The organism is Clostridium thermosuccinogenes (assembly GCF_002896855.1).
Lineage (GTDB): Bacteria > Bacillota > Clostridia > Acetivibrionales > DSM-5807 > Pseudoclostridium > Pseudoclostridium thermosuccinogenes.
The window spans coordinates 1,756,323-1,771,083 of the sequence record NZ_CP021850.1; the positions used below are offsets into that span (position 1 = coordinate 1,756,323).

Here is a 14,761-nt window from a genome sequence, read left to right on the forward strand (position 1 = left end):
GGAGAAGATATCATGGAGGAAGTTGGCATGGCTAAAATACTGAAAGAGAAGATTATTTCGGTGGAGGAAATTGGCCCGGAGGTGTTTAAAATGACCATAGAATCCGGATATGTTTCAGAAAAGGCTTCGCCGGGGCAATTTGTAAATGTGAAATGCGGCGACGGGTCAAATCCCCTTCTTCGCCGTCCCATTAGTATATGCGATGTTGACAGGAAAGCAGGAACCTTTGACCTGGTTTTTCAGGTTAGAGGCGCCGGTACCGGTATTTTGAGCACAAAAAAACCCGGGGACGAAATTGATATGATTGCTCCCTTGGGAAGAGGCTTCGGTATTCCCGAAGGTGCTAAAAAAATCGGAGTGGTCGGCGGGGGAATAGGCATATTCCCTCTGCTGTTTCTTCTAAAGGAAAGGAAGGCTATAGCAGCCAAAGAAAATGAGCCTTTAGAGAGCATAGCTTTTCTGGGTTTCAGAAATGCAGAGAATATAATACTTCAAAGGGAATTTGAAAAGGTTGCGGACAGGCTGCTGATATCCACAGATGACGGCAGCGAAGGATATCACGGATTTATAACCGACCTTCTGGAAAGGGAGCTGGAAAGAACGAAGCTGGACGTGGTTTACACCTGCGGACCTAAACCCATGATGAAAAGAGTTATTAAAATTGCTGCCGAAAGAAACATCCGATGCCAGGTATCCCTGGAAGAGAGGATGGGATGCGGCATAGGAGCATGTCTTGTATGCGCTTGCAAGACAAAACTGGGGGATGGATGGGAGTACAGTCATGTCTGCAAGGATGGGCCGGTATTCTGGAGCGATGAAGTAATGCTGGAGTAGGCAATACAGGCTTTTAAGCATCACCCCTTGGCATTATCAGATGTAGAAAGGCTGATACGGAGGTAAATATGGCCGATTTAAGAGTGAATATATGCGGAATAGAATTCAAAAATCCTGTAATAGCGGCTTCCGGGACCTTTGGCTTTGGACGGGAGTATTCTGAATTTATAGATTTGAACAGGCTGGGAGGAGTGTCTGTAAAGGGACTTACTCTAAAGCCCAGGCCGGGAAATCCTCCCCCCAGGATAGCAGAGACTCCCTCAGGCATTTTAAACAGCGTTGGGCTGCAAAATCCCGGCGTGGATGCTTTTATAAGGGATGAAATCCCTTTCTTGAGGAAATATGATACCAAGATCATAGCTAACATCGCCGGAAGCACGATTGAGGACTATTGCAAAATGGCGGAAATTCTGGGGGATGAGGACATAGATGCAGTGGAGCTGAACGTTTCATGTCCCAATGTGAAAGCGGGATGTGTGGCTTTTGGTAATACTACTGCAGGCATTTCCGAAATCACAAGGGCGGTGAGGAAATACTGCCGTCATCCGCTGATAGTAAAGCTGACGCCCAATGTTACCGACATCAAGGAAATTGCGATGGCAGCAGAGGCAGAAGGAGCTGACGCCCTTTCACTGATAAACACGATTCTTGGGATGGCGATAGATATTCACAGCAGACGTCCGATTCTGGCCAATAATATGGGCGGCTTGTCCGGTCCTGCAGTAAAGCCGGTGGCTGTGAGGATGGTGTATGAGGTGGCAACTTCTGTAAAAATCCCTGTAATAGGCATGGGAGGGATAACCTCCGGGGACGACGCCATCGAGTTTATGCTGGCCGGAGCAAAAGCCGTGATGGTAGGCACTGCCAATTTTGTGAACCCGGCAGCCTGCATCGATGTGGTGCAGGGAATAGAGAATTATCTGGAAAGATACAATTATGCGAGCGTGAATGATATTGTAGGAAAAGTGGAGTTATACTAGAGAACAGGAGTGAATTCTGTAGAAAGAATAAAATTAAGTTGTTTAGTTCTGGTACGGTTACGTTGATTAATTCTGATTTGTAATTGTGGTGCCATATGGAAGCATTTGCTGCCATGAAGCCATTGCTTTCCAGTGCAGCAACGCAGTATTAGGATAGCAAAAAACAATAAAAACATAAAGGAGTAGAAATATGAGGACGAGGCTGATATTTGTACGCCATGCGGAAGCGGAAGGGAATCTTTACAGGATATTTCATGGCTGGACTGATGGGAGCCTAACGGAAAAAGGACATGTGCAGGCAAAATTGGTTGCTGAAAGGCTTAAGGACGTGCCAATTGACGTATTGTATTCCAGTTCCCTTAAGAGAACTCTGCAGACTGCCGGATATATAGCAGAGGTTAAAAATCTGCCGATCATAAGGACCGACAAGCTGAAAGAAATCAATGGAGGAGACTGGGAAGGAAGAAGGTGGGAGGAACTGCCCAAATTATATCCCCATGAGAATGATACCTGGGAAAACCAACCCCATATTCATCAAATGCCCAATGGGGAGTCCATGGTGGAATTTCAGCAGAGGATAATAAAAGAAGTGGAGAAAATAATCAGCGACAATGTCGGCAAGAATGTGTGCATTGTCACCCACGGAACTGCCATACGCTCAATTATGTGCTACTTTGAAGGCTGTGATCTGGAAGAAATGGTCAAAACTCCGTGGTATGACAACACAGCGGTGACCGTGGTGGATTATGAGGACGGAAAATACAAGGTGGTTCTGGCCGGAGACGTATCGCATCTTGACAAGGAAGTCAGCACCCTGCAAAATCAGGATTGGTGGCAGGAGCATATGGAAAAGCTCAATGATAAGGGGTAAAATCCTCATTGTTGATGCGTAGTTACGGAATAAGACAAATCAATAATACAGACACCGGATAACCAAAAAATTAATGATAATAGAATAACTAATGGAAATGGGGGATCATATGACAGAATCAAAGGAAAAGCTTATATCGTGGCTTTTTGAAACAAAAGCAGTGAGAGTATGTCCTGAGGATAAACCTTTTTGGTATACATCGGGAACCATCGGACCCTATTACATAAATACGCATTTTCTTTACGGCAGTGAGGAAAAAGCTAACGACCTGCTAAAGCTTATCGACGATGTAAAACACGACCATCAGGGATGCCCGTTAAAGGTCAGGGCAGCAGTGAGGGAAAACTATGAAAAGGACGATATCTACAAAGGCCTGATTGATGAAATGAGCCTTTTCATTAGAAATAATATCGAAATGGATCAAGTTGACTATATTTCAGGCGGTGAAAGGCGCGACTGGTTTTTCTCGCTGATGATGGCGGATATTTTTGACAAGCCGCATGTAACCATATACAAGGATTTGTCATGTACAGTGTCTTTTGGTGACAGGACTGAAATTATGGATAATATGCACGGTAAAAAGGTGCTCCACATTGCTGATCTTATAACCGAGGCATCAAGCTATGAACGGGCCTGGATACCTGCAATTGAAGACAGGCGCGGTAAGATGAATTGGAGCGTTGTGGTGGTTGACAGGATGCAGGGCGGTGGCGAGCTCCTTGCCGGAAAAGGTGTGGAATCCCATGCAATGATCAGCATTAATATAAGCTTGTTTGAAAAAGCCTTTGCCCTTGGCTTGATAAACAAAGAGCAATACGAGATGATAAGGGAGTATATGATAAATCCCAAAGAAGCGATGAAAAAGTTCATAAATACGCATCCTGAGTTTCTAAGGAACGCACTGTCTTCCGACAGCAAGACGAGGGAAAGGGCCCAGCTCTTTATAAGCAAAAATCCCTACGATCTGGATGAAAAAGTATTAAGCATGTATCGGGATGAATAAATCAATAAATAAGTCAGTAAATAGGTCAATAAATAGGTCAAAAAATAAGTCAATAATCAGGACAATAAATGGGCCAACGAATAAACCAATAAACTAATAAACTAATAAACTAATAAATGCAGCATTGTTTAAATTTGAGTATTTATTAAAACTTGGCCGAACGCCCAAGACTTTGTCGCTGGGATGAAGAGTTATACTGACAAGAGATAATGGCATTAAATGCTTGATTGCTGTAGATTTCGAATTAAATGTGTAGACTTGTCATAAGATTATGCAGACTAATTATTGTATATGCAGACTTAATAATTAAAAGTGGAGATTTACTAAATGCGAGAAGCTTTTGCCAATTCCTCCGGGAAAATGATATGTGCATAAAATATGTGCTTATCTGAAAATATGGAAACTATATATTGTAAATCAGGTATTATATGGTATAATGCTTAGTGTATGTTTCCTGAGAAAAATATGGTTAAGGCAACAGGGCAATCGCCTAAGCGATTGCTGCACACCGCTTTTTGAGGCGGAAGCCTCTTTATAATTTCACGCAAGGGAGTTTTTGTATGCCGGAACAGCTGAAATACTGGGTGTGGCTGAATAGCCTTCCCAAAATAGGGGCAAGAAGAGGTGCACAATTAATCAAGTACTTCGGTGAGCCTGAGAGGATCTGGCAGTTGGATGAATATGAATTGGTAAAGGCTCCGTTTATGACTCCCGTGATCCTGAATCAGCTGCTGGACAGAAATCTAAGACAGGAAGCTGACAGGATCATGGAGGATATTCATAAAAAACAAATATCTGTTATCACCATAAAAGATGAAGCATATCCCTTCTACTTGAAAAATATCCATGACCCGCCTGTAATTCTGTATGTTAAAGGTTCATTGACTAATAATAGCAAATGTATAGCGATTGTGGGGTCTAGGTATGCAACCTCTTATGGGCTCAGCATGGCGGAAAAACTGGCCAAAAGCCTGGCAGAACACAAAATTACGGTGGTGAGCGGCATGGCCAGGGGTATAGATTCCTATGCCCATGACGGTGCCCTGAAAGGCAATGGTACAACTGTGGCTGTTTTAGGCTGCGGCCTGGACAATCCATACCCTCCTGAAAATAAGAAGCTTATGGAAAGGATAATGGAAAATGGGGCTGTCATATCGGAGTATCCGCCGGGAATGCCTCCCCTGCCGATGAATTTTCCTGCCCGGAACAGGATAATCAGTGGTATGTGTATGGGAGTTGTGGTCATTGAAGCCGGTGAAAGGAGCGGTTCCCTCATCACGGCAGATTTTGCCCTGGAGCAGGGAAGGGATGTTTTTGCAGTACCGGGCAATATAAACAGCTACAACAGCAAAGGAACCAACAAACTGATAAAGGAAGGAGCAAAAATTGTGACCTGTGTGGAGGATATACTGGAGGAAATCAGCCCGGACTGGCAGGCTGCACAGGACAATCCCAAAGAAGAAAGGCCCGGGACAAGAATGGAATACGAACTCCTGGATTTTGAAGAAAAACTTATATGGAATTGCCTCGAGACAGAACCTCTGCATGTCGATATACTGGCCAAAAAGAGCGGTTTGAGCATGCAAACAATAAACTCGCTCCTCATAATGATGGAATTGAAAGGTTTGGTGGAACAACTACCCGGGAAAATATATAAATTGAAAGATTGATTAATCAGTATTGCCAGATTATAAAGACTGATTAATTAATATTATATTATTTAGAAAGTTCAGTATAATATTTATGGATGTGGAATCTAGTTTAATTCATTATGCTGGTATTTTCCAGACATAAACACGAGTTAAAGCGACGGTGAGTTTTAGAAAAATCAGGTAAGATTTCTTTTGAAGTTTGGATTTTGCTATGGTTACAGGAGCTTGTCAGAAAACGTATGCTAAAATAGTACTGGATTTTAAATAGGATTGTTGCTAATATAAAAGATAAAGCTAACCGACAAATTTTGAGTTTCTTGATATGGAGGAATTTGATGGCAGATTATTTGGTAATAGTCGAGTCCCCGGCAAAGGCGAAAACAATAGGCAGGTTTTTGGGAAAGGATTATAAAATAGAAGCATCTGTCGGACATGTCAGAGATTTGCCCAAAAGCCAAATGGGAGTAGACATAGAACATGACTTTGAACCGAAATATATAACCATCAGGGGTAAAGGCGATGTAATTAATAAGCTCAAGAAAGAAGCAAAAAATGCAAAAAAGGTTTATCTGGCATCGGACCCTGATCGCGAGGGAGAAGCAATTTCGTGGCATCTTTCAAAGCTGCTTAATATAGATGAAAAGGAAAAATGCAGAATAACTTTCAATGAAATTACCAAGAATGCTGTAAAAAATGCTATAAAATCACCCCGGCAAATCGATATGAATCTTGTCGATGCACAGCAAGCGCGGCGAGTGCTGGACAGGGTAGTCGGATATAAAATAAGCCCGCTTCTCTGGCGTAAGGTCAGAAAAGGTCTGAGTGCCGGAAGAGTTCAATCCGTTGCTACCAGGCTGATATGTGACAGGGAGGAAGAGATTGAGAGATTTGTTCCGGAAGAGTATTGGACAATCATGGCAAAACTGCTCCAAACATCAACAAAATCAACTTTTGATGCTAAGTTCTACGGCACTGCCGGAGAAAAAATGGAGCTGAAAAACGAGGAACAGGTAAAGAAAATACTGGAAGAACTGAAGTCAAGTAAATTTGTTGTCAAGAAGATCAAAACATCCGAAAAGAAAAGATCACCTGCACCTCCGTTTACCACCAGCACCCTGCAGCAGGAAGCCTCCAGAAAGCTCGGGTTCGCAACAAAGAAGACAATGATGCTCGCCCAGCAGCTATATGAGGGAGTTGAGATAAAAGGCACCGGAGCGGTCGGCTTGGTAACCTATATCCGTACTGACTCAACAAGGGTATCTGCAGAAGCCCAGCAGGAGGCCATAAATTATATAAGGGAGAAATACGGAAACGAATATCTGCCTGGAGAAGCAAGGGTTTATAAAAACAAATCCGCAGCCCAGGATGCCCATGAAGCTATCCGGCCGACCTATATGTCCATGCAGCCGGATGCTATCAAGGATTCGTTGTCCAAAGACCAGTACAAGCTTTATAAGCTTATTTGGGACAGGTTTATTGCAAGCCAGATGGCATCGGCCGTATATGACACCGTATCAGTGGATATAAGTGCAGGAGACTATATATTTAAAGCCAACGGGTCTAAAGTGAAATTCCCCGGGTTTATGGTCCTATATATAGAGGGCAGGGATGACGAAACCGAAGATGCGGAGATGAACATTCCTGAGCTCAAGGAAGGCGAGGAAGTCTCCTTGAAAAAAATGGAGCATAAACAGCACTTTACCCAGCCACCTCCAAGATATACGGAGGCAACGCTGGTCAAAGCCCTGGAAGAGAAGGGAATAGGAAGGCCGAGCACTTATGCTCCTACAATAACCACCATTCTTGCAAGAGGTTATGTCGAAAAGGAAAAAAAGTTTTTAGTTCCTACGGAACTGGGTAAAATAGTAACAGATATAATGAAAAATCATTTTAAGGATATAGTGGATGTCCAGTTTACCGCCCAGCTGGAAGATAAACTCGATAGTGTCGAGACGGGAGAAAAGAAATGGGTGGATGTCATGAAGGAATTTTATGGCCCCTTTGAAAAGGTACTGAAAGAAGCAGAAAGCCAGATAGGGGAAGTTAACATTCCGGATGAGGTTACGGATATTAAATGTGAGAAATGCGGAAGAAACATGGTAATCAAAAACGGAAGGTACGGGAAATTTCTAGCATGTCCCGGCTTCCCTGAGTGCAGGAATGCACGACCGATTCTTGAGGAAGCAGGCGTAAATTGCCCCAAATGCGGCGGCAAGGTGATGATAAAGAAGACAAGAAAGGGCAAAAAATATCTGGGATGTGAAAATAATCCCAACTGTGATTTTATGACATGGAACATGCCCGCCGGTGAAAATTGTCCTGAATGCGGCAATTTCCTGGAAAAGAAGTATTCGGGCAAAAAGGTGGTCTTAAAATGCAGCAATGAAAAATGCGGCTTTGAAAAGCAGGAGGAAAAGTCTGAAAAAGAAGATTAGCCGCATTATGATGCTTGAAAAATATGAATACCGGATTAAAGAAGGGGGCAGACGGATGTCTGCCCTCAAATAATCAGAGAATTTACTCCACTTGATAAGGAATGATGATATGGATAATAGAGTAAAGGTTATAGGAGCAGGCCTGGCAGGTTGTGAAGCAGCCTGGCAGCTTGCTAAAAGAGGTATAAAGGTAGAACTCTATGAAATGAAACCGAAGGTTTTTTCACCGGCGCATCATCTGGACACTTTTGCAGAGCTTGTTTGCAGCAATTCCCTGCGTTCGGATCAACTGGAAAATGCGGTAGGGCTGTTGAAAGAAGAGATGAGAAGGCTGGACTCGATTATTATGAAATGCGCCGATGCCACTAGAGTGCCCGCAGGGGGAGCGCTTGCCGTGGACAGGGAGAAATTTTCCCAGATGGTTACGGATTTTATCAGAGGTCATGAAAACATAACCATAATTAACCAGGAAGTTGAAGAAATCCCGGAGGAAGGGATAACAATAATTGCTTCAGGGCCTCTCACCTCCGACAGTTTGTCCAGGAGTCTCAGCGATATAACCGGTGAGGAGTATCTGCATTTTTTTGATGCTGCCGCACCTATAGTTACCTATGACTCGATTGACATGACAAAGGCTTTCAGGGCAGCACGATACAACAGAGGCACCGATGATTATATAAATTGCCCGATGACCAAGGAACAGTACGAAATATTCTGGAATGAGCTGGTAAATGCACAAACGGCTGAGGTAAAGGATTTTGAAAATGAAGAGGTTTTTGAAGGTTGCATGCCGGTGGAAACCATGGCCAAAAGGGGAAAGGATACTTTAACCTTCGGCCCGTTAAAACCTGTAGGTTTAATAGATCCTTCCACAGGAAGGGAGCCTTATGCAGTAGTTCAGCTGAGGCAGGATAACCGGGAGGGAACCCTGTACAATATTGTGGGATTTCAGACCCACCTGAAATGGCCGGAGCAGAAAAGAGTTTTTGGTTTGATACCCGGCTTGGAAAAGGCTGAGTTTGTGAGATATGGCGTTATGCACAGAAATACTTTTATAAACTCTCCCAAGCTTTTAAAACCCACTTACTGTATGAGAAAAAACTGCAATATATACTTTGCAGGACAAATAACAGGTGTTGAGGGATATGTTGAATCTGCGTCTTCAGGGCTGGTGGCAGGCATTAATGCTGCCATGAAATGCCTGGGAAGGGAAGAGATTATCTTTCCTTCATCCACAGCTATAGGAGCGCTGAGCAATTACATATCGGATGCAAGTATTAAGAATTTCCAGCCCATGAATGTAAATTTCGGCTTGATGGAAAAGCTCGATATCAAAATTAAGGATAAAAGGGAAAAAAATCGCAAAATATCGGAAAGGGCTCTTAATGTAATCGATGAAATTATCAGCAAAGAACGTTTGCTTTGAGCTTATTTCAATATCTTATGATTGTTTCCATCTTTTTATATAAAGCGGGAAAAGGATAAGGGAATGACTATGTGACCATAAAATGTAAATAAATCGGTTATTTTGTGCTAAAATATAGCTGGCCGGGATTTGTCCCGGTTGGTAATATTTTAGTACCATTTTACTATAGGACTAAAAACCCAAATTTATCCTACCGTCAAATTTGGACGATCATTGCAAGCCTTAAATATCAGCATTTTCCAAATATCAAAATTATTATTATAAGTGAAATCATAATTCGACTGTTTCCTAATTTAAAAACAAAAGTTCAAGTTAATCTTGTATTATTAGACAAAATATGCTAATATCATAACAGTACCATGTAATATGTTTGTAATATACATCTCAAAAATTTGCTGCTGTATAGTTGAATTTTATATATAGCACATAAAGCCAAATCTGGAAATGATTCATGTATAGGAAGGGGGTTATCAGATGCTTGATAAACTAACCGGACGGACAGGTATTATGGAGAAGGCCCTTGATGCTGCTTGGCTCAGAAATGAAGTGATAGATGCCAATCTGGCTAATAGCGATACACCCGGATATAAAAGAAAAGTTGTTGCGTTTGAAGAATATCTGAATGATGCTATGAAAACCAGCACCATCAAAGGATTCAAGACGGATGAACGCCATATTCCAATCGGCAAAAAGGATTTTGGCGAAGTCGACATGAAAGTTACTGAAGATAACAGTTCTACCAGTGTACGATTAGATGGCAATAACGTTGATGTTGAAGTAGAAATGGCAGCTATGGCGAAAAATACCATAAAATATGTCACAATTTCTCAAAGTCTTAGCGATGAGCTGAGGAGGCTCAAGACAGTAATCAATGATGGAAGGTGATAATTAATGGGATATTTTAGTGCACTTGATATAGGAGCATCAGCACTGACCGCCCAGAGGCTCAGAATGGATACCATCTCTCAAAATATAGCCAACATAAATACTACAAGAAGCGAAGATGGTACTCCATACAGGCGCAGGGAGGTAATCTTTGAGGAGAGAAAGTTTTCCGACTATCTTACCAAAAGCAGCAAAGAAAAGATGGTCGGTTCCGGGGTGAGAGTATCGGCAATTGTGGAGGATCAATCTCCTTTAAAAAGAGTTTATGATCCCGGACACCCCGATGCAGATGAAGAAGGATATGTAGAAATGCCGAACGTTGATATCATAACCGAAATGGTCAACATGATTTCAGCAACAAGGGCATATGAAGCAAATGTAACTGCTATTAACACAACGAAGAGTATTGCGATGAAAGCGCTAGAAATTGGCAGGTAGAAAAGCTCATTATCAGGGTAAAAATAGAAGGACACTCTAAAATTATGCAGGCATTTTGCTCTTTAGCAGCATTAAGGAGGAGTTAATGTCCGCATTCTTGTGTCTTTTGTCACGGGTGAGGACGTCGCAGGGTGTGATTATATGAGGCCACGCTTGCGATGCTGGAAGGACTAAGAGGACAAGAATGTGGGAGAAAACCCAATAGTGGGTTGAAAATCTGCGATTTCGATCGCGGGAAGCTCATACATCGTTATGAAACGGGAGTGATGATATGGCAAACGGATGGGTTAGCAGTTTAGGAACTTTAAATACAATATCTCCATTGAAAATAGATACCGGCAAAGCTCAAAATGCTCAAAAAGCGGAAGGAGCTGTCGGCTTTGCAGATTTCTTGAATGAAGCGATGGGTAAGGTAAATGATCTGCAGGTAAATGCAGAAAAGTTATCGGACGATTTTGCTGCCGGCAAAACGGATAATATTCATGAAGTGGTTATTGCAGCAGCAAAAGCTGATATTGCCCTTCAGTTTACCTTGCAAATTAGGAATAAGATTCTGGATGCCTATAATGAAATTATGAGAATGCAGATATAGAATCATAAACATGTACATGCACGATGCAAATAGGAATGGGGCAGTTAATTGGTGGCAGCGGTAAGCACACAGTCTGAGGCTGTGTTGTGTGGTATGCCGTATGATCGGAACTTTCTGCCTAAGTATGGCATCCGTACTATTGCAGCATAAGAGAAAGTTTAGCTTTATTTACAAAGGATAAGCCATTACAACAAGGTGGTGTTTAATTTGCCGGAAGTTTTTACCGAGTTATTACATAAGGTTACAAATTTTTGGAAGGAACTGGACAAGTCACAAAAGATAAGAATTTACATAACCGCGGCAATCCTTGTGGCAGCATTGGTTGTCAGCATTGTACTTTTAACGAGGACTACATATGTGCCTTTGATAACAAGCAAGGACACTGCGGAAGTAAATGAAATGGCGGCTCTCCTGGAAGAAAACGGATTTAAGTATGAAGTTAACGGAAATACAATTATGATAGATTCCAGGAGTAAAAACAAGGCTCAAGCCTTGCTGGTTCAGAATGACTATCCTGAATCGGCAGGAGCGATATTTGCAGATGCTTTTGATAAAATAAAGCTTAGCAGCACGGAAGGCGATAAGCGAAAGCTTTTTGAAGAGGCACAGGAGAGAACAATTGCGGCTAAGTTGAAAATGTTGGATAACATTGAAGATGCCTCGGTAGATTTAGCAATTCCCGAACCCTCAGTGTTTCTTTTCTCAGATGATGATATTGCAAGTCCGACCGCTTCGGTCATGATCAAGCCAAAAAAGCAGCTTACCCCGGAACAGGTGCAAGCTGTCGTCATGTGGGTATCAAGAAGTGTCGAAGGTCTCGATCCTAAAGATGTAACTGTTGTGGATTATGACCTGAATGAACTGACAGGAAAAGATACCAGCGAGCTTTCGAGTGATGTAAATTCTCAATATGAAATGAAAAAAATATGGAGCGAAGATCTGGAAAGAAGTATCAGAAAATTGTTTTCCGGACAATTTGAAAGCTTTGACAACATCACTGTCGTAGCAAATCCGGTTCTCGATTTTGACAGCACAAAATCAAACAAGAAGATATTGCAAAATCCGGAAGGCATGGATGGAGCTGCAGTAATAAGCAGTGAGAGAAGCAAAACAAAGATAGAAAATGGAAACGTGGAAGGTGGCGCACCTGGGCTTGAAAGCAATCCCGGTACGGAAGCGCCGACTTATCAGATAGATAACAACGGAGAAAACTCATCTTATGACGAAGAGCATGAGATAATGAATTATGCTTACAATGAAATACTGACGGAAGAAGAAAAAGCCATCGGACAGATGATTCCCGAAAAATCTTCCATGGCTATCAACCTGCTATATGGAAGCAGGGCAACCGATGAGGATAAAATTAACGAGGAGATAGAGAAAGTAAAGCAGATGGCAAGTTCAGCCACGGGAATTCCAGTAGCTAACATAACTGTCAACAAATTCAAAATTGCTGCAGAGGCTCCGGTACAGCAGCAGATATCAGACAGAATAACCAATTTCTTAAGCACATATGGTCCTTTGGTACTGGTGCTGTTACTGGCGATAATACTTTTGATCGCAGTAATACCAAGAAGAAAAAAATCCGAAGAGCCATCCAACCAGGAAGAGCAGGTTACACCGGTTCCTGCATTCACCGTACCAGAGCCTGTATATGTGCCTGAGATTGATTTAGAGGAAAGATCGGAGATCAAGAAACAGATCGACAAGTTTATCAAACAAAAGCCGGATGCTGTTGCTCAACTGCTTAGAAACTGGCTTTCAGATGATTGGGACGGATAACTTCATCAAAATTAAAAATTACTAAAGATAACTATGTATTTATGGGGGAGAATGTATGGCTAGGGGTACTGCGGTAAAAACAGAATATTCCGGAAAGGAAAAGGCTGCGATGCTGCTGATTTCTCTTGGCCCTGAGAAATCAGCCGAAATATTCAAGCACTTAAAGGAAGAAGAGATAGAGCAATTAACTCTTGAAATTGCTAATATAAAAAGCGTAACACCTGAAGAAAAGGAAAAGGTGCTGGAAGAATTTTATCAGATATGTCTGGCACAAGAGTATATAGCTGAAGGTGGTATAGGATACGCAAAGGAAATTCTTGAGAAAGCCCTTGGTCCTCAAAAAGCGGTGGATGTGATAAACAAGCTGACGGTGTCGCTTCAGGTAAGGCCTTTCGATTTTGTCAGAAAAGCTGATCCGTCGCAATTGCTTAATTTTATCCAGAACGAACATCCCCAAACTATAGCGCTGATTCTTTCATATTTAAAGCCCCAGCAGGCCTCAATTGTGCTTTCTGCCCTCCCGCAGGAAAAGCAGGCCGATGTGGCAAAAAGGATAGCGGTCATGGACAGGACTTCTCCCGAAGTCATAAAGGAAGTAGAGCGTGTTCTGGAAAAGAAACTCTCATCCCTTGTAACAGAGGATTACACAGCTACAGGCGGAGTACAGTCCATAGTCGATATATTGAACAATGTTGACAGAGGTACTGAAAAGTACATCATGGAAACGCTTGAGATTGAGGATACAGAGCTTGCTGAAGAAATCAAAAAGAGAATGTTTGTATTTGAAGATATACTCACTCTGGATAGCCGTTCAATACAGAGATTCCTCCGCGAGGTGGACAACCAGCAGTTGGCTGTGGCACTGAAAGGCTCCACCGAAGAAGTTCAGAATGTGATTTTTGCCAATATGTCAAAACGTCTTGCAGAAATGATAAAGGAAGACATGGAATTCCTTGGGCCTTTGCGTCTTAAGGATGTAGAAGAGGCACAGCAGAAGATCGTCAACATAATACGCAAGCTGGAAGATGCCGGAGAAATTATCATATCCAGAGGCGGAGGAGATGAAATAATTGTATAACAGGGTATTTAAGAACTATCAGGTTAATGTGGGGAATCCCTTTCAAATTAAAACCGCTGATGTGCTAAATACAGTCAGACTGCTTCAGCCTTTGGATGAAAAGGTTGAGAATGATCCTGCTGATGGGTTTGTTGAGGGATCGGATGAGGTTCCCCATGAAGATGCTGAGGATTTGCTGGCTGAAGCGAGGGAAGAAGCTGAAAAAATAGTTAATGAAGCTCGTGCTGAAGCTGAAAAGATACTCAGGGAAGCGCAGGAAGAGATAGAAAGAATAAAAATCGAGGCAGAAGAAGCAGCCAGAAAAAAAGGATATGAGGACGGAATAAATGAAGGCAGGCAGCAGTATGAGAACCTTATAAATGAAGCGGAGCAGATAAGGGATAAGGCCAGAGAGGATTATGACAAGGCCATGGCCGGAATTGAAGAAGATGCAGTGGAATTGATCCTTGCAATAGCCAAAAAGGTGATATGTGCTGAAATAAAAACCGACAGAGGATACATTATAGGACTGCTTAGAGAAGCCATAGAAAAGTGCGCCCACAAGGAAAAGATCGTTCTAAGGGTATCCGACGAAGATTTTGACCATGTGGAAGCCGGCAGAGAAGAACTCATGTCTATGATAGAGGGACTGGATGAGCTTGATATCAAGAAGGACTTGTCTCTAGAGGAAGGTAGCTGTGTTGTTGAAACCCAGTATGGAAGCATTGATGCCGGTATACACACAAAAGTGGCAAAAATTGAAGAAGCGTTCTTGCAAGCAGTAGGAAAATGAGGTAGGAGAATCC

At 42.4% G+C, this 14,761-nt stretch carries 13 protein-coding genes; all 13 read left to right on the top strand.

What is annotated here, in order from left to right:
• Positions 1–12 precede the first annotated feature (12 nt).
• The 13 genes from CDO33_RS07685 to CDO33_RS07745 all read left to right on the top strand — a co-directional run bounded on the left by CDO33_RS07685 (position 13) and on the right by CDO33_RS07745 (position 14,748).
• A complete protein-coding gene (locus tag CDO33_RS07685) occupies positions 13–834 on the top strand; it encodes a dihydroorotate dehydrogenase electron transfer subunit (RefSeq protein ID WP_479690671.1) in 822 nt (273 codons plus the stop codon).
• Between the two features lie 68 nt (positions 835–902).
• Positions 903–1,814 (top strand): dihydroorotate dehydrogenase, encoded by a 912-nt coding sequence (locus CDO33_RS07690; protein WP_103080660.1) that lies wholly within the window; start codon positions 903–905, stop codon positions 1,812–1,814.
• A 190-nt stretch (positions 1,815–2,004) separates the two neighbouring features.
• Positions 2,005–2,685, top strand: coding sequence for a histidine phosphatase family protein (locus CDO33_RS07695; RefSeq protein ID WP_103080661.1), 681 nt, complete (start codon positions 2,005–2,007; stop codon positions 2,683–2,685).
• Between the two features lie 109 nt (positions 2,686–2,794).
• Positions 2,795–3,688: an orotate phosphoribosyltransferase gene (locus tag CDO33_RS07700; protein ID WP_103080662.1), complete on the top strand. Its 894-nt coding sequence runs from the start codon at positions 2,795–2,797 to the stop codon at positions 3,686–3,688.
• Between the two features lie 560 nt (positions 3,689–4,248).
• Positions 4,249–5,358 carry a DNA-processing protein DprA gene (gene dprA / locus CDO33_RS07705; RefSeq protein WP_103080663.1) on the top strand — a complete coding sequence of 370 codons (1,110 nt, stop codon included), beginning with the start codon at positions 4,249–4,251 and terminating at the stop codon, positions 5,356–5,358.
• A gap of 317 nt (positions 5,359–5,675) precedes the next feature.
• Positions 5,676–7,775, top strand: coding sequence for a type I DNA topoisomerase (gene topA / locus CDO33_RS07710; protein ID WP_103080664.1), 2,100 nt, complete (start codon positions 5,676–5,678; stop codon positions 7,773–7,775).
• A gap of 109 nt (positions 7,776–7,884) precedes the next feature.
• Positions 7,885–9,201, top strand: a complete 1,317-nt coding sequence (trmFO, locus tag CDO33_RS07715; RefSeq protein WP_103080665.1) for a methylenetetrahydrofolate--tRNA-(uracil(54)-C(5))-methyltransferase (FADH(2)-oxidizing) TrmFO — start codon at positions 7,885–7,887, stop codon at positions 9,199–9,201.
• Positions 9,202–9,675: 474 nt separating this feature from the next.
• Positions 9,676–10,086, top strand: coding sequence for a flagellar basal body rod protein FlgB (flgB, locus tag CDO33_RS07720; protein ID WP_103080666.1), 411 nt, complete (start codon positions 9,676–9,678; stop codon positions 10,084–10,086).
• Between the two features lie 6 nt (positions 10,087–10,092).
• Positions 10,093–10,524 carry a flagellar basal body rod protein FlgC gene (flgC, locus tag CDO33_RS07725; protein WP_103080667.1) on the top strand — a complete coding sequence of 144 codons (432 nt, stop codon included), beginning with the start codon at positions 10,093–10,095 and terminating at the stop codon, positions 10,522–10,524.
• A gap of 271 nt (positions 10,525–10,795) precedes the next feature.
• A complete protein-coding gene (gene fliE, locus CDO33_RS07730) occupies positions 10,796–11,116 on the top strand; it encodes a flagellar hook-basal body complex protein FliE (RefSeq protein WP_103080668.1) in 321 nt (106 codons plus the stop codon).
• Between the two features lie 207 nt (positions 11,117–11,323).
• Complete coding sequence (gene fliF, locus CDO33_RS07735) at positions 11,324–12,898, top strand: flagellar basal-body MS-ring/collar protein FliF (protein WP_161496446.1); 1,575 nt, start codon at positions 11,324–11,326, stop codon at positions 12,896–12,898.
• A gap of 55 nt (positions 12,899–12,953) precedes the next feature.
• Positions 12,954–13,976, top strand: a complete 1,023-nt coding sequence (gene fliG / locus CDO33_RS07740; protein WP_103080670.1) for a flagellar motor switch protein FliG — start codon at positions 12,954–12,956, stop codon at positions 13,974–13,976.
• A complete protein-coding gene (locus CDO33_RS07745) occupies positions 13,969–14,748 on the top strand; it encodes a FliH/SctL family protein (protein WP_103080671.1) in 780 nt (259 codons plus the stop codon). The genes fliG and CDO33_RS07745 overlap by 8 nt, the downstream gene beginning before the upstream one ends.
• Positions 14,749–14,761: the final 13 nt, after the last annotated feature.